14 protein-coding genes are annotated in these 22,421 nt (G+C 68.4%); 7 read left to right on the top strand and 7 right to left on the bottom strand.

Annotated features, from left to right (window positions below):
* Positions 1-109 precede the first annotated feature (109 nt).
* The 4 genes from malQ to NYP07_RS16745 all read right to left on the bottom strand — a co-directional run bounded on the left by malQ (position 110) and on the right by NYP07_RS16745 (position 8,478).
* The gene (gene malQ / locus NYP07_RS16730; RefSeq protein WP_268152422.1) at positions 110-1,621 is read right to left on the bottom strand and encodes a 4-alpha-glucanotransferase; all 1,512 of its coding nucleotides are present in this window, start codon (positions 1,619-1,621) and stop codon (positions 110-112) included.
* Positions 1,618-3,693 (bottom strand): glycogen debranching protein GlgX, encoded by a 2,076-nt coding sequence (glgX, locus tag NYP07_RS16735; protein WP_268152423.1) that lies wholly within the window; start codon positions 3,691-3,693, stop codon positions 1,618-1,620. Before glgX ends, malQ begins: the two co-directional genes overlap by 4 nt.
* Positions 3,694-3,802: 109 nt before the next feature.
* Positions 3,803-6,007, bottom strand: coding sequence for a 1,4-alpha-glucan branching protein GlgB (gene glgB / locus NYP07_RS16740; RefSeq protein ID WP_268152424.1), 2,205 nt, complete (start codon positions 6,005-6,007; stop codon positions 3,803-3,805).
* Positions 6,008-6,009: 2 nt separating this feature from the next.
* Positions 6,010-8,478: a glycogen/starch/alpha-glucan phosphorylase gene (locus NYP07_RS16745; RefSeq protein WP_378990796.1), complete on the bottom strand. Its 2,469-nt coding sequence runs from the start codon at positions 8,476-8,478 to the stop codon at positions 6,010-6,012.
* 360 nt (positions 8,479-8,838) lie between these two features.
* Here NYP07_RS16745 and NYP07_RS16750 point away from each other — a divergent pair, with 360 nt between their 5' ends.
* From NYP07_RS16750 to NYP07_RS16780, 7 genes are all read left to right on the top strand, one after another.
* A complete protein-coding gene (locus NYP07_RS16750) occupies positions 8,839-9,960 on the top strand; it encodes an ABC transporter ATP-binding protein (RefSeq protein WP_268152428.1) in 1,122 nt (373 codons plus the stop codon).
* On the top strand, positions 9,957-11,132 hold the full coding sequence (malE, locus tag NYP07_RS16755) for a maltose/maltodextrin ABC transporter substrate-binding protein MalE (protein ID WP_268152430.1): 1,176 nt from the start codon (positions 9,957-9,959) through the stop codon (positions 11,130-11,132). The genes NYP07_RS16750 and malE overlap by 4 nt, the downstream gene beginning before the upstream one ends.
* Positions 11,129-12,724: a maltose ABC transporter permease MalF gene (gene malF / locus NYP07_RS16760; protein WP_268152432.1), complete on the top strand. Its 1,596-nt coding sequence runs from the start codon at positions 11,129-11,131 to the stop codon at positions 12,722-12,724. The genes malE and malF overlap by 4 nt, the downstream gene beginning before the upstream one ends.
* Entirely contained in the window at positions 12,724-13,614 is an 891-nt protein-coding gene (malG, locus tag NYP07_RS16765; RefSeq protein ID WP_268152434.1) for a maltose ABC transporter permease MalG, read from the top strand. The genes malF and malG overlap by 1 nt, the downstream gene beginning before the upstream one ends.
* Before the next feature lie 5 nt (positions 13,615-13,619).
* The gene (locus NYP07_RS16770) at positions 13,620-16,001 is read left to right on the top strand and encodes an alpha-amylase family glycosyl hydrolase (RefSeq protein ID WP_268152436.1); all 2,382 of its coding nucleotides are present in this window, start codon (positions 13,620-13,622) and stop codon (positions 15,999-16,001) included.
* Positions 15,998-16,876 carry an aldo/keto reductase gene (locus NYP07_RS16775; RefSeq protein WP_268152438.1) on the top strand — a complete coding sequence of 293 codons (879 nt, stop codon included), beginning with the start codon at positions 15,998-16,000 and terminating at the stop codon, positions 16,874-16,876. Before NYP07_RS16770 ends, NYP07_RS16775 begins: the two co-directional genes overlap by 4 nt.
* A 69-nt stretch (positions 16,877-16,945) precedes the next feature.
* Positions 16,946-17,833, top strand: coding sequence for a type 2 periplasmic-binding domain-containing protein (locus NYP07_RS16780; protein ID WP_268152440.1), 888 nt, complete (start codon positions 16,946-16,948; stop codon positions 17,831-17,833).
* Between the two features lie 149 nt (positions 17,834-17,982).
* On the opposite strand, the gene NYP07_RS16785 is transcribed toward NYP07_RS16780, so the two are convergent.
* Genes NYP07_RS16785 through NYP07_RS16795 form a run of 3 tightly spaced genes read right to left on the bottom strand, consistent with a single transcriptional unit; the run spans position 17,983 to position 22,267 of the window.
* Positions 17,983-19,980, bottom strand: a complete 1,998-nt coding sequence (locus NYP07_RS16785; RefSeq protein WP_268152442.1) for a S9 family peptidase — start codon at positions 19,978-19,980, stop codon at positions 17,983-17,985.
* A 29-nt stretch (positions 19,981-20,009) separates the two neighbouring features.
* Entirely contained in the window at positions 20,010-20,735 is a 726-nt protein-coding gene (locus NYP07_RS16790; protein WP_268152444.1) for a DUF6445 family protein, read from the bottom strand.
* 17 nt (positions 20,736-20,752) lie between these two features.
* The gene (locus NYP07_RS16795; RefSeq protein WP_268152446.1) at positions 20,753-22,267 is read right to left on the bottom strand and encodes a tryptophan halogenase family protein; all 1,515 of its coding nucleotides are present in this window, start codon (positions 22,265-22,267) and stop codon (positions 20,753-20,755) included.
* Between the last annotated feature and the right edge of the window lie 154 nt (positions 22,268-22,421).

Here is a 22,421-nt window from a genome sequence, read left to right on the forward strand (position 1 = left end):
ACCAAGGGACGATGCTAGCGAACGCGACCCGGCAGGAAGATTTCAGTCCCGCGACAACGGCGCTTTCACGGCGGAGGAAATTCCCCCGATTCGCGGGGGTTGGGCAGGCTCAGCCCGGCAGCTTCAGCAGCTCGAAGGGCCCGCGGCCGCTGGCCGCCGTGATCAGGCCCAGCACGCGCGCCGGCTCCTGGCCCAGCATGCCCCAGTGGAAGCGCCAGCCCCAGTTGCCGCCGAGCACGCCGGGCACGTTCATGCGGTGCTCGGAGCCCAGGCCCAGCACGTCCTGCAGCGGGAAGACCGCCATTTGGGCCACCGAGTTGGCGCAGGCGCGGATCATGGCCCAGTGGATGTCGTGCTCGCCGCAGGCGAGGTAGGAGCCCACATAGGCGCGCTCGCGCGGCTTGGCCTGGTTCCACCAGCCGCGCACGGTGTCGTTGTCGTGCGTGCCGGTATAGGCCACGGCGGCGCGGGGCCAGTTGTGCGGCAGGAACTCGTGGTCCGCCTCGGCGCCGAAGCCGAACTGCAGGATCTTCATGCCGGGGAAGCCGCAGCCGTCGCGCAGCGCATGCACGTCGTCGGTGATGAAGCCCAGGTCCTCGGCCACGATGGGCAGCGGCCCGAGCGCCTTCCTGATGGCGTCGAACAGCGCCATGCCGGGGCCGGTCTTCCATTCACCGCGCTTCGCATCGGGGCTGTCGCCGGGGATCTCGTAGTAGCCGGCGAAGCCGCGGAAGTGGTCGATGCGGAAGACGTCGGCCTGGCTCAGCGCCCGCTGGATGCGCGCCGTCCACCAGGCGTAGCCTTCGGCGGCCATGCGGTCCCAGCGGTAGAGCGGGTTGCCCCAGCGCTGGCCCAGTGGCCCCATGTCGTCGGGCGGCACGCCGGCGACGACCGTGGTCTGGAAGTCGGTGTCGAGGTAGTAAAGGTCGGGGCGCGACCAGCAGTCGGCGCTGTCGTGGGCGACGAAGATGGGCAGGTCGCCCATGATGTGCACGCCGCGTTCGTTGGCATAGGTCTTCAGCGCGCCGATCTGCACGTCGAACTGCCACTGCACGAACTGCCAGAAGGCTGTTTCTTGGGCGTAGTCCTTGCGGGCTGCGGCGATGGCCCTGGGCTCGCGCTTCCTGAGGCCCTCGCTCCATTCCCACCACGGCTGGCCGTTCAGCGGCGAGCGGATGGCCATGAAGAGGACGTAGTCGTCCAGCCAGCTCTTCTGGGCTTCGCACCAGGCGGCAAAGGCCTGGCGGTCCGCGGCGCTGCCGTTGGCGAAGAAACCCTGGGCGGCGGCGCGCAGCTGCTGCTCGCGCCAGGGCGTGACGCGGCCGTAGTCGACGTGCCGGCCGTCGAAGCCCGGCAGTTGCGGCCGCGCCAGCCAGCCCTTCTCGATCAGCGGCTCCAGCGCCACCATCCAGGGGCTGCCGGCGAAGGCCGACACGCCCTGGTAGGGGCTGTCGCCGGGGCCGATGGGCGTGGTCGGCAGCAGCTGCCAGATGCTCTGGCCGGCGCATTGCAGCCAGTCGACGAAGCGGTAGGCGTCGGGGCCGAAGTCGCCCATGCCGTGCGGGCCGGGCAGCGAAGTGATGTGCAGCAGCACACCCGAGGAGCGTTGGTTCAGGTTCATACGTGGCGCAGAACAATGAGAGAACGGGCCGGCACGTTGAGCGGCTGGCCGGGGAGGACGAGGGGCGCGGCCGACTCGCCGCTGCTGTCGAGCACCAGCTGCCAGGGCCCGTTGCAGAGCAGGAAGGGCAAAGACGCGGCTTCGGGGTTGAAGACGATCATCAGCCGCGGCGCATTCGCGCCAGCTTCGCGCAGCTGGGCGCCGAAGGCGCGCTGGCCGGCGTCGTGCCAGTCGTGCGGCGCCATCTCGTGGCCGCTGGGCGCATGCCAGGCGATGCTGGCCTCGCCCGGGGCGGCGAACCAGCGCGGGTGGCGCAGCAGCGGCTCCTGCGCACGCAGCGCCAGCAGCTGCGCGACCAGCTCGGTCATGCGGGCGTCGGCGCCGTCCCAGTTCAGCCAGGTCGTCGGGTTGTCCTGGCAGTAGGCGTTGTTGTTGCCGCCCTGGCTGTTGGCGATCTCGTCGCCCGCGCACAGCATGGGCGTGCCCTGGGCCAGCAGCAGCGTGGCCATCAGCGCACGGCGCACGCGCTCGCGCGTGGCACGGATGGCGGCGTCGTCGGTCGGACCTTCTGCGCCGAAGTTGGCGCAGAGTTCGCCATCGCGGCCGTCGCGGTTGTCCTCGCCGTTGGCGTGGTTGTGCTTGGCCGAATGGCTCGTCAGGTCGGCCAGCGTGAAGCCGTCGTGCACGGCGACGAAATTGACCGACGCGGTCGGCAGGCGCTGGCCATGGTGGAAGACGTCGCTGGACGCCATGAAGCGCCGCGCCAGCTCGCCGCGGCCGACGCCGGGCCCCGCGCCCAACCAGTAGCCGCGCACGGCGTCGCGGAACTTGTCGTTCCACTCCAGGAAGCGGCCGGGGAAGCGGCCGACCTGGTAGCCGTCGTAGGCAGCGTCCCAGGGCTCGGCGATCAGGTGCACGCCGGCCAGCAGCGGGTCCTGGCGCAGCGCGGTGAAGAAGGCCGCGTTCGGGTCGAAGCCGTGCGAGCCGCGGCCCAGCACGGGTGCCAGGTCGAAGCGGAAGCCGTCGACGCCCATCTCGGCGACCCAGTAGCGCAGCGAGTCCAGCACGAACTGCGTGACGCGCGGATGGGCGCAGTTGACGGTGTTGCCGCAGCCGGTCAGGTTCTCGTTGCGGCTCTGGTCGTCGGCCGCGAGCCGGTACCAGGTCTTGTTGTCCAGGCCGCGGAAGGACAGCGTCGGGCCGAACTCGTTGCCCTCGGGCGTGTGGTTGTAGACCACGTCCAGCACGACCTCCAGGCCGGCCTCGTGCAGCGCGTCCACCATGTGGCGGAACTCGGCCGCCACGGCGCTCGGGTCGTCGCGGTGGGCGGCAGTCGCCCAGCGCGGGTCGGGGCAGAAGAAGCCCAGTGTGTTGTAGCCCCAGTAGTTGTGCAGGCCGCGCTCGGCGAGGTGGGGCTCGTCGATGCAGTAATGCACCGGCAGCAGCGACAGCGTCGTCACGCCCAGGCGCTTGAAGTGGGCGATTGCGGCCGGGTGGGCCAGGCCGGCATAGGTGCCGCGCAGCTCTTCCGGCACGCCGGGCAGCAGCCTGGAGAAGCCCTTGACGTGCACCTCGTAGAGCACGACCTCGGCCGGCGCTCGGCGCGGCCGGTGCGCACGCGCATTCAGGACCGGGGCCGGCGGCACGCGGGCCTTCAGCGCGTGGGTGGCGTTGTCGCGCCTGTCGATGGAGCGTGGGCCGTCCGGGTGGCCCAGCTCGTAGCCATGGTGCTCGGCACGCCAGCCAAAGTGGCCGACGATCTCGCGGGCATAGGGGTCCAGCAGCAGCTTGTGCGGGTTGAAGCGGTGGCCCTGCTCGGGCGCATAGGGGCCGTGGGCGCGCAGGCCGTAGACGAGGCCTGCGCCGACGCCGGGCAGGAAGCCGTGCCAGACGCCGTCATGCGGGCCGGAGAGTCCATAGCGGCGCAGCTCGCGCTGGCCTTCGGCATCGAAGACGCAGAGCTCGACGGCCGTGGCGTTCTCGCTGAAGACGGCGAAATTGACGCCACCGTCGCGGGCAAGCGCACCCAGCGGCTCGTGCCAGCCGGGTTGAAGGTCGGGCAGATGGACCATCTAGAGAGAGCAAGGAAATGCAACCACAGAGGCACGGAGGCATTGAGAAATGCAGCCTCTGGCTTTCCTCTGTGTCTCTGCGCCTCTGTGGTTGCCTTTGAGTTCCATTTCAAATGGGAACGAAGAACAAAGTGGCCAGCGGCGGCAGGTTGATCGTGATGGACAGGCGCCGCCCATGCGCCGGCTGGGCCTGCACGGGCAGGCCTGCGGCGGCGACGCCGTTGCCCATATTGCTGCCGCCGTAGTAGGCCGAGTCAGTGTTCAGCGCCTCGCGCCAGGCGGTCACGCCGTCGGGCACGCCCAGCGAATAGCCCTCGCGCGGCACCGGCGTCATATTGCAGACGACCAGCACCATGCGGCCCGTGCCGTCGCGGCGCGCCCAGGCATAGATGGAATGCTCGGCGTCGTGCGAGCTGATCCACTCGAAGCCGCCGCTCTCGCAGTCCAGCCGGTGCAGGGCCGAGTGCTCGCGGTAGAGCTTGTTGAGGTCGCGCACCAGGCGCTGCACGCCGGCATGGCGGTCGTCCTCCAGCAGCCCCCAGGGCAGGCTCTCGGCGTGGTTCCACTCGCTGCGCTGCGCGAATTCCTGGCCCATGAAGAGCAGCTTCTTGCCGGGGTGGCCCCACATGAAGCCGTAGTAGGCGCGCAGGTTGGCGAACTTCTGCCACAAATTTGGATCATTCGGGTCGCCCGGCATCTTGGCGAGCATCGAGCCCTTGCCGTGCACGACCTCGTCGTGCGAGATGGGCAGCATGAAGTTCTCGCTGAACGCGTAGATCAGGCCGAACGTCATCTTGTCGTGATGCCAGCGGCGGTTGATCGGGTCCTCGGCCATGTAGCGCAAGGTGTCGTTCATCCAGCCCATATTCCACTTGTAGTGGAAGCCCAGGCCGCCCGCGTAGGTCGGCGACGAGACGCCGGGGAAGCTGGTGCTCTCCTCGGCCACCGTGACGGCACCCGCGATCTCGCCGACATGCTCGTTCATCTCGCGCAGCAGCGAGATGGCCTCGAGGTTCTCGCGGCCGCCGCGGATGTTGGGAATCCACTGCCCCTCGGGCCGCGAGTAGTCGCGGTAGAGCATGCTGGCCACGGCGTCCACGCGCAGGCCGTCCACGCCCCAGCGCTCGATCCAGTACAGCGCGCTGCCGACCAGGAACTCGCGCACCTCGGTGCGGCCGAAGTTGTAGATCAGCGTGTTCCAGTCGCGGTGGAAGCCTTCCTTGGGGTCGGCGTATTCGTAGAGCCGCGTGCCGTCGAACTCGGCCAGGCCGTGGGCGTCGGTCGGGAAATGCGCCGGCACCCAGTCCAGCAGCAGGCCCAGGCCCTGGTCGTGGACGGCCTTGACGAAGCGCGCAAAGCCTTCCGGCGGGCCGAAGCGGGCGCTGGGCGCGTACATGCCCAGCGTCTGGTAGCCCCACGAGCCGTCGAAGGGATGCTCGCTGATCGGCATCAGCTGCAGATGCGTGAAGCCCATGTCGGCCACATAGGCCGGCAGAGCCTCGGCAAGCTCGTCCCAGGTCGGAAACTCGCCCGACACGCCGCGGCGCCAGGACGGGGCATGCACCTCGTAGACGCTGATGGCCGAATCGCGCCGGTTGGCGCGCTCGCGCTGGCGCGGCAGCGGCGTGGGCTCGGGCAGGGCCGCGACGATGCTGGCCGTCTCCGGCCGCAGCTGCGCGCGGCGGGCATAGGGGTCGGCCTTCAGCGGCAGCAGCGCACCGTTGCCGCTGACGATCTCGAACTTGTAGAGGTCGCCCTCGGCCACGTGCGGCACAAAAATCTCCCACACGCCAGCCGCATGCCGCAGCCGCATCGGGTGGCGGCGGCCGTCCCAGTTGTTGAAGCTGCCGACGACGCTGACGCGGCGCGCATTGGGCGCCCAGGTCGCGAAGCGCACGCCGGCCACGTCGCCATGCTGCACGGGATGCGCGCCCAGGCTCAGCCAGGGGCGCATGTTGCGGCCTTCGGCGAAGGCCTGCAGCGCCTCGTCGCCCAGCTGCGGGTAGAAGGCATAGGGGTCGGCGTAGACGCCCTCCGACGATTCACCATTCGGGCCCAGCCAGCGCACGGCCAGGCGGTAATCGAAGCGGTGCTTGCGCCGCGGCACCATGGCCTCGAAGAAGCCGGCGCGGCGCTGCTCCAGCTCGACGACGCGCCTGTGGCTGCCGGCGTCCAGCAGCGCCACGTCGGCCGCGCCGGGCAGCAGCGCGCGCACCCAGAGCCGACCCGAGTCATCCGCGTGCAGGCCCAGCCGAGAGAAGGGATCGGCGTGGCGGCCCGCCAGCAGGGCGTCGAGGTCGGTGTCGTTCAGCATCGTCAGGAATCAAGGCTCTTCACGGACCAGACACGGTCCACGTACTCGGCGATCGTGCGATCGGACGAGAACGGGCCCATGCCGGCGATGTTGCGCAGCGCGCGCTGGCCCCAAGCCGCGCGGTCGGCAAACAGCGCATCGACCTTGGCCTGGGTGGCGACGTAATCGGCGAAATCGGCCATCAGCAGGTAGACGTCGCGCTGCAGCAGGCTGTCCACGAGACTGCGATAGCGCTCGGTGTCGCCATTGCTGAAGACGCCCGCCGCGATGGCGTCGATGACGCGCTTGAGCTGGCGATTCTCTTCGACATACAGGCGCGGGTCGTAGCCCAGCTGCTTGATCCTGGCGACGGCGTCGGCGCGCAGGCCGAACACGAACATGTTCTCCACGCCCATGGCCTCGGCCATCTCGATGTTGGCGCCGTCCCAGGTGCCGATGGTGAGCGCGCCGTTCATGCCGAACTTCATGTTGCCGGTGCCCGAGGCCTCGGTGCCGGCCGTCGAGATCTGCTCGGACAGGTCGGCCGCCGGGATGATGGTCTCGGCCAGCGTGACGCCGTAGTTGGGCAGGAAGACGAGCTTGAGCCTGTCGCCCACGCGCGGGTCGCTGTTGATGACGCGGGCCACGTCGTGGGCCAGGCGCACGATGCTCTTGGCCATCTGGTAGGCCGAGGCCGCCTTGCCGGCGATGATGACCGTGCGCGGCACCCAGTCGGCGCCCGGGTTGTCTCGAATCGCCTGGTAGCGGGCGATGACGTGCAGCAGGTTCAGCAGCTGGCGCTTGTACTCGTGGATGCGCTTGATCTGGATGTCGAACAGGCTGTCGACGTTGACCGACACGCCCAGCTCGCGGCGGATGACGGCGGCCAGGCGTTCCTTGTTGGCGCGCTTGACGGCCAGGAACTCCGCGCCCAGCTCGCGGTCGGCGGCCAGGGGCTTCAGCTCGGCCAGCTCGGCCAGGTCCTTGCGCCAGCCGTCGCCGATGCGGCCGTCCAGCAGCGTGGACAGGGCCGGGTTGGCCTGCTGCAGCCAGCGCCGCGGCGTGACGCCGTTGGTGACGTTGTGGAAGCGCTCGGGCCAGATGCGGGCGTAGTCGGCAAAGATGGTCTGCACCATCAGGTCCGAGTGCAGCGCGGCCACGCCGTTGACGCGGTGCGAGGCCACCAGCGCCAGCGACGCCATGCGCACGCGGCGCTCTCCATGCCCATGTTGGCCGTGGCTGCCCTCGTCGATGAGGCTCACGCGCGCGGCCAGCGCGTGGTCGCCCGGGAAGCGCAGCTTGAGCTCCTCCAGGAAGCGGTGGTTGATCTCGTAAATGATCTCGAGGTGGCGCGGCAGCAGGTTCTCGAACATGCGCACGGCCCAGGTCTCGAGCGCCTCGGGCATCAGCGTGTGGTTGGTATAGGCCACCGCCTGGCGCGTGATCTTCCAGGCCTCGTCCCAGCCCAGGCCGTGCTCGTCCAGCAGCAGGCGCATCAGCTCGGCCGGCGCCAGCGCCGGGTGGGTGTCGTTCAGATGGATGGCATTGGTCCTGCCGAGGTTGTGCAGGCTGCCGAACTCGCGCAGGTGGCGGGCCACCAGGTCCTGCAGCGAGGCGCTGACGAGGAAGGCCTCCTGCTTCAGGCGCAGCTCGCGGCCGGCCTCCGTGGAGTCGTCGGGGTAGAGCACCCAGTTCAGCGCGTCGGCCAGCACCTGGTGGCGGGCGGCGCGGGCGTAGTTGCCGTCGCAGAAGGGCTTGAACTCGATGGGCGCTGCCATGGCCTGCCACTGGCGCAGCGTCGACACGCGCTGGCTGTGGTGGGCCGGCACGATGAAGTCGAAGGCCTGGGCCTCGATGCGGTCGGCCGGCATCCAGCGGCGCACGCCGGAGGCGTCGACCTCCACGCGGCCACCGAAGCCGACGGCGTAGCGCAGGTCGTGGCGGGGCAGCTCCCAGGCGGGCGAGTCGCGCATCCAGTCGTCGGGCTGCTCCAGCTGGCGGCCCTGCTGGATCAGCTGCGTGAACATGCCGTAGCGGTAGCGCAGGCCATAGCCAAACGACGGCAGCTCCAGCTCGGCGAAGCTGTCCAGGAAGCAGGCCGCCAGGCGGCCCAGGCCGCCGTTGCCCAGGGCGGCATCGGGCTCGCGCTCCAGCACGTCGCCCAGGGACAGGCCCTGCTCGGCCAGCCTGGCGTCCAGCGGCGCGGCCAGCTTCAGCGCGGCCAGCGCGTTGGACAGCGCGCGGCCCATCAGGAATTCCATCGACAGATAGTGCACGCGGCGCACCGGCGCCTTGTCGCCGCGTGCGGCGTCCTCGACCTGGGTCTGGGCCCAGCGGCGGGCCAGCGTCTCGCGGCAGGCGATGGCCGCTGCATGCAGGGCGGCCTGGGGCGTGGCGCCATGGCTGGACTGAGCCAGCTCGCGCTCGTAGGCGGTCTCGAAGGCCGCGCGCAGGGCCTTGTCTTCGGCGGCGAGGGCAGTCGGCTTCTTCATCGCGGTGGTGGCCTTGGGGCTGGGCTTGCGTTGAACGGGCAGGCGGGTTGGGGTGTTCATCAGTGCCGGCCCCCGGCGACGGGGGCAAGAATGCTACTCGACGGGCAGCGTCGGACGAAGTATCGGGCAGCTTCGGCTCATTGTGTAGTTTGACTACATCGGGAAAACCCGATCAGAAACACAAATGATTGATCCATAAGGATTTCATGAAGGATCTTCCGGAATTCTGCTGTTGTTGCCGGAACTTATGACATGTATATTGTCTACAAAGATGGGCAAAGACGAGAAATTTGAGCCCGATTTGGCGAGACAAGCCGGCGCAGTTCCACAACCAGGCGCCCGGCGACAGAAAGGTTAGAAGTGGCAGACGTTCGACTGACCGGCGTGGAGAAGGCCTATGGCGACATCCGCATCCTGCACGGCATCGACCTGGAGATCCGCGACGGCGAGTTCATGGTCTTCGTCGGCCCCTCGGGCTGCGGCAAGTCCACGCTGCTGCGCTCCATTGCCGGCCTGGAGGAGATCACCGGCGGCGAGCTGACCATCGGCGGCCGCGTCGTCAACGACGTGCCGCCCAGCGAGCGTGGCATCGCGATGGTGTTCCAGTCGTATGCGCTCTACCCGCATATGAATCTGTTCGACAACATGGCCTTCGGGTTGAAGCTGGCCAAGGTGCCGAAGGCGGAGATCGAGACGGCCGTGCGCGAAGCCGCAAGGATCCTGCATATCGAGCACCTGCTGGATCGCAAGCCCAAGGACTTGTCCGGCGGCCAACGCCAACGGGTCGCCATCGGTCGCGCCATCGTGCGTAAGCCAAATGTCTTCCTGTTCGACGAGCCACTGTCGAACCTCGATGCAGCGCTGCGCGTGCGCATGCGCTACGAGTTCGCCAAGCTGCACGAAGACCTGAAGACCACGATGATCTACGTGACCCACGACCAGGTGGAGGCCATGACGCTGGCCGACCGCATCGTCGTGCTGTCGGCCGGCAAGGTCGAGCAGGTGGGCTCGCCGCTGGAGCTCTACGAGCACCCCTGCAACCTCTTCGTGGCGGGCTTCATCGGCAGCCCCAAGATGAACTTCATCGGGGGCGAGCTGGTCGCCATCGAGGCCGGCCATGTCGACGTAAAGCTCAGCGGCGGCAACGTCGTGCTGCAGGCCCGCGTGGACGGCAGCGCCGGCCGCGTCGGCGACAAGGTAACGCTGGGCGTGCGCCCCGAGCACATCCGCACCGAGGGCCAGGGCAACCAGTTGCAGAGCACGGTGGCCTTCGTCGAGTCGCTGGGCGGCACGACCTTCGCCTACTGCCCCTACCCCGGTGTCGAGGAGGCGCTGACCTGCCAGTTCGAGGGCCGCAACGGCAGCGACCGCCTGCGCAGCGGCCAGGCGCTGAACCTGCATCTGCCGGCCGAAGCGCTCTACGTCTTCGATGCCAACGGCCGCGCACTGCGCCGCCTGGCCGCGCCGGAGCTGTCGGCATGAGGCTCCAGGCTCTGTTCCTCGCGGCTGCGCTGGCCGCGGGGCCGGCATTGGCCGACGCGCCCCGGCTGCTGGTCTGGATCAACGGCGACAAGGCCTACAACGGCCTGCAGAAGGTCGGCAACGCTTTCGAGAAGGTCTCGGGCGTCAAGGTCGTCGTGGAGCACCCGGTCGACCCGACCGACAAGTTCCAGCAGGCCGCTGGCGCCGGCAAGGGCCCGGACATCTTCTGCTGGCCGCACGACCGCGTCGGCGAATGGGCCAAGGCCGGGCTGCTGACCGCGCTGCGCCCCTCCGCCCGGCTCAAGGCCGAGGTCGAGGAGCAGGCCTGGTCGGCGATGAGCTACCGCGGCCGCATCTGGGGCTACCCCATCGCCATCGAGACGACCGGCCTCATCTACAACAAGGCCCTGGTGCCCAACCCGCCCGCGACGTGGGACGAGCTGATCGCCATCGACAACAAGCTCCAGGCCCAGGGCAGGCACGCCATCCTCTGGGACTACAACAAGAGCTTCTTCAGCTGGCCCGTGCTGGCCGGTGCGGGCGGCGTGATCTTCGGCCGCGATGCGCAGGGTGACTTCGACCCGAGGAAGGTCGACGTCAACAACGCCGGCGCGCTGGCCGGCGCGCAGATGATCGAGCGCCTCATCAAGGGCGGCCACATGCCCCGCGGCGCACGCTACGCCGAGATGGAATCGGCCTTCGCCCGCGGCGAGACCGCGATGATGATCTCCGGCCCCTGGGCCTGGGACAACGCCCGCAAGGCCAGGATCGACTTCGGCGTCGCGCCCATCCCGGCCGTCGTCGCCGGCCAGCCCAGCAAGAGCTTCGTCGGCGTGCTGGGCTGCATGATCGCGGCACCCAGCAGGAACAAGGACATCGCCAAGGAGTTCCTCGAGAACCACCTGATGCGGCCCGAGGCGCTGAAGGTGCTGGACGCCGATGTACCCATCGGCGTGCCGGCCAACAAGGCCTTCTACGGCGAGCTGTCGGTCAACCCGCTCATCAAAGCCAGCATGGCGAACGCCCGCGCAGGCGCCCCCATCCCCAACATCCCCGAGGTGGGCCGCTTCTGGACCGCGATGGACGCGGCTCTCGAAGCCATCACCAACGGCCTTCAATCGCCCAAGGACGCGCTCGACGGCGCCGCCGCACGGATGCTGCTGAACAAATGAACGCCGTTTCGTCCGCCCTGGGCCAGGGCAGCTACTCCACGCTGCCGCCGACGCTGACCGACAAGCTCGCCGGGCTGCTGCGCTGGCCGCTCGTCGCGGCCGCCATCGCCGCCGCCCTCTATCTCGTCTTCGTCGTCTACACGACCGGCCAGGCCGCCTGGGCCGCCGGCCTGCTGGTGTTGTTCACGGCCGGCTTCTACGTGTATCTCAGCCGTGGCGGCTTCGCCTGGCGCTACCTCTTCCCCGGCGTGGCCGGCGTGCTGGTCTTCATCGCCTTCCCGCTGGTCTACACGGCGCAGATCGGCTTCACCAACTATTCCAGCACCCATCTGCTCAGCGAGAGCCGCGTGCGCGACTACCTGCTGGAGCAGCACGACGCCATCGAGGATCAGGTGCTGGCCTACAGCCTGCACGCCGACGGCGCCGAGTTCCGCCTCGTGCTGCAGCCCGAGGCCGGTGCCGCGCCGCGCTGGGTGTCGCCGCCGCTGGCGCTGCGCAAGGCCGTCGGCGCCCTGCGGGTGGATCTCGCGGCCGCCGACGCCGAGCACCTGCCGCTGACCGCGCCGCTGCAGGCCGCGCTGCCGCTGACCGAACTGATCCGCCACCGCGACACGCTGAGCAGGCTGGTGCTGGTGCTGCCCGACAAGACCGAGCTGCACTACCTCGGCCTGCGCGAGTTCGGCCCCGTCAAGCCGCAATGGACCGCGAATGCCGACGGCAGCCTGACCCGCACCGCCGACGGCACCGTCTTCAAGCCCAACCGCGACAGCGGCTTCTTCGAGTCCCAGGGCGGCGAGACGCTGCAACCCGGCTTCAAGGCCTTCATCGGCGTGGGCAACTACGCGCGCATGCTTTTCGACGCCGAGTTCCGCGGGCCCTTCCTGTCCATCTTCAGCTGGACGGTCGTGTTCTCGGCGCTCACAGTGGCCTGCGCCACCGCCATCGGCATGCTGTTCGCCGTGCTGCTGAACTGGGAGGGCATGCGGTTCCGCACCACCTACCGCACCCTGCTCTTCCTGCCCTATGCGGTGCCGGGCTTCATCTCCATCCTCGTGTTCAAGGGCCTGTTCAACCAGAACTTCGGCGAGATCAACGCCATCCTGAACGCGCTGTTCGGCATCAAGCCCGCCTGGTTCGCCGACCCGCTGCTGGCCAAGACCATGCTGCTCATCGTCAACGTCTGGCTGGGCTACCCCTACATCATGATCCTGTGCTCGGGGCTGCTGAAGGCGATCCCGGCCGACCTGTACGAAGCCTCGGCCCTGGCCGGCGCCAGCCCCGCGACCAACTTCCTGAAGATCACCGCGCCCCTCATCATCAAGCCGCTGGCGCCGCTGCTGGTCAGCGCCTTCGCGTTCAACTTCAACAACTTCGTGCTGATCGCGCTGCTGACCGACGGCCGGCCGGACTTCCTGTCCACCAAGCTGCCCGCGGGTCAGACCGACATCCTCGTCAGCTACACCTACCGCATCGCCTTCCGCGACTCGGGCTCGGACTTCGGCCTCGCCGCGGCCATCTCCACGCTGATCTTCTTCCTCGTCGCGGCGCTGTCGCTCGTCAACCTGCGGCTCTCCGCAAAGGCGCAAAACTAATGGCCATCGTCCTCGGCAAACAAGCCCGCTGGCGTACCTTCGCCGGCCATGCGGTGATGTGGATCTTCATCGCCATCACCCTCTTCCCGCTGCTGGCGGTCGTGTCCATCTCGCTGCGCCCCGGCAACTTCGCCACCGGCAGCCTGATCCCGACCGAGATCAGCCTGGAGCACTGGAAGCTGGCACTGGGCATCCCCTACCAGGCCGCGGACGGCAGTCTCGTACAGCCGCCCTTCCCCGTGCTGACCTGGCTGTGGAACTCCATCAAGATCGCCACGGCCTCCGCCTTCCTCATCGTCGCCATCTCGACGACCGCGGCCTACGCCTTCGCGCGGCTCAAGTTCAGCTTCAGCGAGCCGGTGCTCAATGGCATGCTGCTGCTGCAGATGTTCCCGCCGGTGCTGGCCCTCGTCGCCATCTACGCGATCTTCGAGACCATCGGCACCTATGTGCCGGCCCTGGGCATCGAGACCCACGCCGGCCTGGTGCTGGCCTACCTGGGCGGCATCGCGACGCACGTGTGGACCATCAAGGGCTATTTCGAGACCATCCCGGTCGAGATCGAGGAGAACGCCAAGGTCGACGGCGCGACGCACTGGCAGGCCTTCAGCCGCGTACTGCTGCCCATGGCCGTGCCCATCCTGATGGTGGTCTTCGTGCTGGCCTTCATCGGCACCATCATCGAGTACCCGGTGGCGAGCGTCCTGCTGCGCGAAGAGGGCAACCTGACGCTGGCCGTGGGTTCCAAATACTTCCTGCACGACCAGCGCTTCCTGTGGGGCGACTTCGCCGCCGCCGCGGTGCTGTCGGGCCTGCCGATCACGCTGGTCTTCCTGCTCGCGCAACGCTGGATCGTGTCGGGTCTGACCGCCGGCGGCGTGAAGGGCTGAACCCGATGCTCAAGGCCCTCGCGCTGCTCGCGGCGCTGCTGCACTTCGCCCCCATGACCCAGGCCGCCGACTGCAAACCCGCACCGCTGGGCGAGGCGACGCTCTACCTGCGCGGCGGCCTGAACAACTGGGCCGCCCAGGACGAGCAGGCCTTCGAGTACCGCTGCGATGCCTACTACCTCAACCTCGGCGCCCAGGGCCGGCAGGAATTCAAGATTGCCGACGAGGGCTGGACGCCCACCCTCACCTTCGGCTTCGACGCCAGCGGCCGGCTCGCGCGCGGCGCGGCCGTCGTCGGCAATGCCAGCCACGACTTCGGCGGCGAACACACGCTGCGCCTGAGCCTGGCCGCCGACGGCAGCGCCCGGCTGGAGGTCGGCCCCCGCAGCTTCGTGCCCACGCCGCCCGAAGCCATCACCGACCGCGCCGCGCTGACGGCGCGCTTCGACTCGCGCAGCGCCGAGTTCAAGGCGCCTTTCGGTGCCCAGCCGGCCGGCAGCGAGATCCGCTTCAGCGTCGGCAACGACGTGCCGGGCCTGCTGCGCGCCACCCTCGTCATCGAACGCCGGCGCATGACGGGCAACCAGGAGCAGCTGGCCTACGAGCCGCTCGCGCGCATCGCGATGACGCCCGAGCCTCGCGGCCTTGGCACGGGTTTCACGGCCCGCTTCCGCTTCGCCGACATCGGCGTCTACGGCTACTGGTTCGAACTGGAGACGGTGGACGGCCGCTACGCGCTGCAGAACAACAAGGACGGCATCTACTGGACGCGCGAGAAGGGTTCGATGGGCCCCGCGTCCATCGAGCGCCTGCCGCGCGACCTGGGCCGCGTGCGCCGCTACCGACAGACCGTCTACGCGCCGGATTTCCAGGTGCCATCATGGGCGCGGGATACCGTCTACTACTACATCTTCCCGGAGCGCTTCCGCAACGGCGACAAGGCCAACGACCCGCGCCCCGGCGGCGGGCGCGCCCAGGACCGCTACCAGGGCCATGATGTCGAGCACCATGCGCGCTGGAACGAAAAACCCTTCCGGCCCGGCTCGGCCGACGGCTCCGACGCCGTCTACAACAACGATTTCTTCGGCGGCGACCTGGCCGGCATCGTCGAAAAACTCGACTACATCAAGAGCCTGGGCGCCAACGCGATCTACATGACGCCGGTGTTCCGCGCCGCCAGCAACCACAAATACGACACGGCCGACTACAAGAACATAGACCCCGCCTTCGGCAGCAATGCCGACTTTGAGCGCCTATGCGCGGAGGCGGCCAGGCGCGGCATCCGCGTGATCCCCGACACCTCGCTGAACCACGTCGGCGCGGATTCGCCCTACTTCAACCGCTACGGCAACTACCCGGCGGGCGGCGCCTTCGACAGGGGCCACGTCAACCCCGCCTCGCCCTACGCCAGCTGGTTCAGGTTCAAGCCTGCCGAGGCCGACGTCGACAGGCAGTACCAGGGCTGGGTCGGCGTGGGCGACCTGCCCGAGATCGACAAGAACAGCCCGTCCTTCCGAGCCTATGTCTACCGCGACGCCGACTCGGTCACCCGGCTCTGGCTGCAACGCGGCGCCAGCGGCTGGCGCATGGACGTCGCGCCATGGGTGCCCGACGACTTCTGGCGCGAGTGGCGCCAGGTCGTGAAGGCGACCAAGCCCGATGCGCTGACGGTGGCCGAGACCTGGTTCGACGCGAGCAAGTTCTTCCTCGGCGACATGTTCGACAGCACGATGAACTACATCTTCCGCAGCGCCGTGCTGGACTACGCCGCCGGCAGGCCCGCGCAGCAGATGACCGCCAACCTGGAGCTGATCCGCGAGGCCTACCCGCCACAGGCCTTCTCGGCGCTGATGAACCTGCTGTCCAGCCACGACCAGCCGCGCGCGCTGCATCACCTCGGCGAGGACCGTGACCTTGCGCTCGCCAAGCGCCGCCTGCGCCTGGCGCTGTTCTTCCAGATGACCTACCCCGGCGCCCCGGCCATCTACTACGGCGACGAGGTCGGCCTGGGCGGCGGCGATGACCCCTACAACCGCGCCCCCTACCCCTGGGCCGACGAAGGCGGCCGGCCCGACGCGGCCCTGCTGGCCGACTTCAGGCGGCTCGTGAAGCTGCGCCACGACCTGCCCGTGCTGCGCCACGGGTCCCTGGGCGCGCCGCTGCATGTCGATGAACACGTCGTCGTGCTGGCCCGCCAGCACGGCGGCACCTGGGCCGTCACCGCCACCAACAACGGCACCGAGGCGAGTACCGTCACGGTCGACCTGCCCTTCGCCGCGAAGCGGCTGCGCGACGCCCTCGGCGGCCAGGCCGTCGCCGTCGCTGACGACGGCCAGATCCGGATCAGCGTGCCGCCGCTGTTCGGCCGCGTTCTCGTCACCCCATGATCCTGAACCCCCTCGGCCACACCGGCCTGCGCGTCTCCGCCCTCGGCTTCGGCGCCATGCACATCAACGACGAGCGCACGAGCGAGGCCGAGGCCGGCGCGCTGCTCAACGGCGTCCTAGACGAAGGCATCAACCTCATCGACACCGCGCGCGGCTATGGCCTCAGCGAGGAGCGCATCGGCCGCCACCTCAGCGCACGCCGCCCGGACTTCCTGCTGTCCACCAAGGTCGGCTACGGCGTCGAGGGCGTGCCGGACTGGACCTACGACTGCATCGTGCAGGGCGTCGAGCGCGCACTGCGGCTGATGCGGACCGACTGGCTGGACATCGTCCACCTGCACTCCTGCCCGCTGCCCGTGCTGCAGCAAGGCGACGTCATCCGCGCACTGCAGGACTGCCGCGCCGCCGGCAAGCTGCGCGTGGCCGCCTACTCGGGCGACAACGCCGAGATCGACTTCGCTCTGGCCTGCGGCGCCTTCGATAGCATCCAGACCTCGGTCAGCCTCTGCGATCAGGCCCATCTGCAGACCCGCGCCGCGCGCGCCGACCACGCCGGCATCGGCGTCATCGCCAAGCGCCCGCTGGCCGGTGCGGTCTGGCGACTGGCCGAGCGGCCGGGCGACTTCGCCGAGGGCCAGTACTGGGACCGCTTCCAGGCCATGGGCCTGCCGCCGCAGGACGATTGGGCCGATGTGGCGCTGCGCTTCGCCGCCTTCCACACCGGCGCCGCCAGCGCCATCGTCGGCACGGCCAGGCCGGCCAATCTGCGCCGCAACCTCGATTCGGCAGCCCGCGGCCCGCTGCCGCCGGCCCTCACGCGCACGCTGCGCGACGCCTTCCAGCGCCACGGCCAGGCCTGGCAGGGCCTGATCTGAACCCGACCCCGGCCGCCTGGGGTTGACGCCAGCCCGGTGTCCCGGCCGGATGACGCATGATTGGGGGCGATGCAATCGTTCCCGCCGCCGCGCCGCCGCCGCCTGTTCGCCCTGCCCTGGCTGCTGGCTGGCCTGCCGTTGCGCGCACAGCCGGGCGAGCCGGTGCGCGTGTCTCAGCACATCAGCACGCCCGACCCGCAGCTGACCTATGTGCGCCGCGTCGTCGAGCTGGCGCTGAACCGGGCCGGCAGCAGGCTGGAGATCCGGCCCATCGAGCTCGACATGGCCCAGGGGCGCTCGCTGATCGAGCTGGCCGCGGGCCACAGCCACATCGACCTGATGTGGACCGTGACCGACCGCGAGCGCGAGGCGTCCGGCCTGCTGCCCGTGCGCATTCCCATCGACCGCGGCCTGATGGGCTGGCGGCTGCTGCTGGTGCGCCGCAGCGAGCTGGCGCAGTGGCAGCGCGTGCGCGGCCTGGACGACCTGCGCCGGCGCCTGGCCGGCCAGGGCCACGACTGGCCCGACACCACCATCCTGCGCGCCAACGGCCTGCAGGTCGGCACCAGCAGCGGCTACGAAGCGCTGTTCCGCATGCTGGCGGCCGGCCGCATCGATTACTTCCCGCGCTCCATCCTCGAGATCGACGCCGAGCTGGCCGGCGGCCGCCGGCCGGAGCTGGCCATCGCGCCCAATCTGATGCTGCACTACCCGGCCGCGGCCTATCTCTTCGTCAGCCCCGCGCGGCCCGACCTGGCCGAGGCGCTGCGGATCGGCCTCGAGGCCGCGGTGGCCGACGGCAGCTTCCAGCGCCTGCACCACGAGTTCTACGGCGCCGTACTGAAGGCCCACCCGGTCTCGCCCGGGCAGGTGCTGAGGCTGAGCAACCCGCTGCTGCCCGCCGAGACGCCCTTGCGCCGCCGCGAGCTGTGGCTGCAGCCGGGCGAGACGGGCTGACAACGGCGGATGAAGCGAATGCAGAAATGCAACCACAGAGGCACGGAGACACGGAGACACGGAGGAATGCACTCTCCGCGTTTGCTCCGCGCCTCTGTGCTTCTGTGGTTGCCTTTGGGTTTTACTTCAACGACGCGGCTCCACGTGCGTCAGGCGCTTGAGGCAGCCAGGTTGCGGCTCAGGAAGCGCGCGACGCGCCCCCAGAAGTCGGCCTTGGTGGCGGGCTCGACCCAGCCATGGCCCTCCTTGGGGTAGCTCACCCAGTCGACCTGGGTGTTGCCGGCCTCGGCCAGCGCGCGGCGCATGGCCTTGCCGTGCTCGATGGGCACGCGCACATCCTTCTCGCCATAGGCCAGCAGCAACGGCTGGCGGATCTTGCCGGCGGCATGGATGGGCGAGTTCGCCTTCAGCATGGCGGCGTCCTTCACGCGGTCGCCCACCAGCGTCGGCATGCCGAACTGCTTGAAGGCATCGGAGGAATCGCTCCAGTGCGCGCCGTAGAGCAGGTCCAGGTCGGTCACGCCCACCCAGGCCACGCCGCAGCGGTAGAGGTCGGCGTCGCGCGCCAGGCCCATGAGCGTGGCGTAGCCGCCGTAGCTGGCGCCCATGATCGCGATGCGCCCGGGGTCGGCGATGCTCTGCGCGATGGCCCAGCGCGTCGCGTCGGCCACGTCGTCCTGCATGGCCTGGCCCCATTGCTTGCGCGCGGCGCCTTCCCAGGCCGAACCCAGGCCCTGCGTGCCGCGGAACTGCGGCTGCAGCACGGCATAGCCGAGCGCGTTGAGGTACTGGACCTCGGCGTCCCAGGCCCAGGCCGTGTTCTTCACCCAGGGGCCGCCATGCACCAGCACCAGCGTCGGCAGCTTCTTGCCCGCGCTGCCCTTGGGCATGCTGACCCAGGCCGGGAAGTCGCGTCCGTCGCGCGACTTGATCCAGTGCATGTCCATCGCCGCCTGGTGCCTGGCGTCGATGTCGGGCCGCGCGGCGCCGAGCTTGGTGAACTTGCGCGTGCTGCGGTTGAACAGGTAGTAGACCGAGGGCTGCACGTCGGCAAAGGCCTCGATCAGGACCCAGGGCTCGCCGCCGCTCCACGGCACGCTGAGCCGGTTCACCGTGCGCGGCAGCACCTTGTCGATCTGCTGCTGCAGGGCCTGCATGTCGGCGTCCAGCCACTGCGTGACTTCGGCATCGATGGTGAAGCGCAGGCCCAGCACCTTGTCCTGGCGCTGCACCAGCTGGCCTCGCACGTCGAACTGCGGCGACTGCGCCAGCGGCCGGGCCGACAGCTCGCCGGTGGCCGGGTCCAGCGTCCACATCGACAGCTTGTCGCTGCCGCGGCGCGTGGCCACATAGACCTGGCCGTCGACACCGATGCCCTGCACGATCAGGTTGCCGTCGTCGACATAGGGGTCGAAGGCCTTCAGCGTCTTCCACGGCGCGGCCTCGTCGGCGCGCCACTGCAGCGTGGCCTGGTTGCCATGGCGCGTCTGCACCAGGCGCAGCCGCCCTTCCCTGTCCACCCACCACTGCTGGCTGTGCAGCGGCGCGTCCACCTCGCGCGCGAAGCCGGTCGCGGTGTTCAGCGACAGCAGCTTCAGGTAGTCCACATCCTTGCCGTCATAGGCCTCCACGCGGAAGGCCCAGATCTCCGGCCCCTGCTGCGAGGGCTGGCTCGACAGCGGCATCGTGTTCCAGGGCAGCAGGTTGCGCTGGTCGCTGCCGTTCTTGACCCAGAGCCGCTGGCGCTCGACGAGCTGGCGCAGGCCCTTGCCGTCGCGGTTCACGGCGAACAGGCCGGGGCCGGCATCCACATCGGCCTGCGGCGCGTCCAGGTCGCCCAGCGTGAACGCGAGCCTCTCGTTGTTGACCCAGAAGAAGCTCAGCACATCGTCCGACTCCGCCGCGTACAGCGGAAACGGCGTCAGCGTGTCCAGGTCCAGCACGGACAGCATGGCCCGGCCTTCCTTGCTGCGGCTGCGCATCGCCAGCCGCTTGCCGTCCGGCGAGAAGGCGGCGCCGGTCATCTGCGGGCGTGCGAAATAGGCCGCAGGGTCGGCGGCAAGATCCTCGGCCGAGACCCATCGCGCGGGCCAGGCCGCCAGGCCGGCGAGCGCCATCACGTCGCGGCGTGCCATCGTCGAATACATCGCTGATCGAGAGAAGTGGTTGAAAAGACTCAAGCCGAGGCCCGTGAACAGGCGAAGAATCCGTTCAACGTGAGGCGCCCTTCGCGCACATCCGTACTGAGTGGTTGCAAGCGCTCGATATGCCCGGAATGAAATTGGCCGCCGTCATAAAAGATCATGCGGTTCCAAGCAGCGGGCACGTGAGCCACAAGTTCGAAATAATCGTTGCTGCGGATCATGTAGCCGGGTCGCACGCCGTAGCGTTGCTCGAACTCCAGGTTGCTGAGACGTTGCGCATCGTCCAGCAGCGCCGCCAATGGCTCTGCCGCGAGCTTGGGCCGGTAAAACCCGGTGCCTCCCAGCGAAGGGTCGTCAAAGAGATAGAGCACGGACGCCGCGCACAGGCCGGTGCGTGGCTCCAGCACGACGCGGTCGCGATGACACAGCCATTGGCAAGGGCGTAATTGACTCACGGGCCGGGTGACCATGCTGAACCGGGCGTACATACTCACCGTACGCCGTCCGCCCAGCACGCGCCGCACGTGCTGGCTGAAGAATCCGTTGAGGCACTGCTCCAGCTCTGCAGGCGCCGCGACCAACTGCCCCGGGTAGGCATTGGCCTGCGCTGGCAACCACTCCCGCTCAGTTGCCCAATCAACAACCGCCGCCGGGTCGATCAGGACATCGTCAACCACGATGCAGGTTTGATCGGGCGGCACGGCCATCACCTCGATCCTCGGTCTGGGATTGAACAAGCGCCTGTGCGCATCGAACATGATTCAAGGTCCGGGGATCAGCGGAGGCCAGCGGCGCAATGTTCCGCGATAAAGGCCGCATGCGAGGGCATGACCTCGACACAGGCCGCAATGACCTGCTCCACCTCTTCGAGGTAGGTCTGAATCTCGTCTTCAGGGAGCAAGTCAGTCAACGGGTGATAAGCCTGCGGACGAATGCGCTGTCCGTGCATGACCTGAAGCCAGCTCACTTTGGTAAAGAGCTCGTTGCCCTCGCGGTACACCCGGCCATGCGATCCAAACAGTCGTATGCGGAGTGCGAGGGACTCTGGGACCTCCATCGTTCGACAGTAGTTCCAGAACGGTGAATCGGTGCGCTCCGTCGCCTTGTAGTGGAGGATGATGAAGTCGCGCACCCACTCGAACTCCTGGCTCATCACACGGTTGTACTCTGCGCGATCCGCCTCGGCAAAGCCGGCAGCCGGGAAGAACGTCAGCAGATGGGCGATGCCCATCTGGATCAAGTGAATGCTTGTGGACTCCAGCGGTTCCAGAAACCCGCTGGCCAGGCCGATCGACACCACGTTTTTGTTCCAGCTCTGCTTGCGCTTGCCGGTGAGGAATTTGATCGGGCGAGGGCTCGCCAGAGGTTCTCCGTCCAGATTGCTGAGCAAGACCGCCGCTGCTTCGTCGTCGCTGATGTATTTGCTGCAGTAGACGTGGCCATTGCCGACGCGGTGCTGCAGAGGAATGCGCCACTGCCAGCCAGCTTGCCGGGCGGTGGCGCGCGTGTAAGGCGTGATCTCGGAGCCGACCGACGCGCAGGGCACAGCCAGGGCCCGATCGCAGGGCAACCAGTGCGACCAGTCCTCGTAGCCCGTCTTGAGTGCTCCCTCGATCAGCAAGGCGCGGAAGCCGGAGCAGTCGATGAACAAATCTCCTTCGACGATTTGCCCACTCTGCAGGACGACCGATTCCACATGCCCGTCACTGTCCCGGGTGCGGACCTCGACGACCTTGCCTTCAATGCGCTCCACGCCGCGCTGTTCGCTGAAGCCACGCAAGAACTTGGCGTAGAGCGACGCGTCGAAATGGAACGCATGCGCGATCTGCGACAGCGGCGAGTTCGGCATGTTCGCCTGCGCGCGAATGAACTTGTTCTCCAGGCAGGCCGCTGTATTGATCGAGTAGTGGGAGAGGTCTTTGGCCTTGCCCGCCTGATATTGCTTGAGCCAGTACTGGTGGAAATCGACAGTCCAGTTGTCCTGGCCGATGACGCCGAAGCCGTGGATGTAGCGATCTCCCAAGCGCCCCCAGTTCACGAACTCGATCCCGAGCTTGAACGAGGCCTGGGTGCTCTTCATGAACTCATCTTCGTCGAGATCGAGAATGCGGTTGAACAGCGTGATCATCGGGATCGTCGCCTCACCGACGCCGACGATGCCGATCTCGTCCGACTCAACAAGCCGGATCGGGTACTTGCCCTTGAGGACCTTGGCGAGGGCCGCTGCAGCCATCCAGCCCGCTGTGCCACCACCAACGATGACGATGCTGTTGACCTTGGGAGTTTCCATGTGCAAGTGTCCGTAAAAGCTGAACTCGAAGGCTAATCGAGTAGGGTGAGGGGTCGCCCCCTCAGCCCTCTCACACCACCGGACGTGCGGGTCCGCATCCGGCGGTTCAAGTAAAACGCTGGAGTTGCTGGTGGGTATCCACCAGCGAGACCAG

Origin of the sequence: Pelomonas aquatica (genome assembly GCF_026712205.1) — a bacterium.
Classification (GTDB): domain Bacteria; phylum Pseudomonadota; class Gammaproteobacteria; order Burkholderiales; family Burkholderiaceae_C; genus Pelomonas; species Pelomonas aquatica.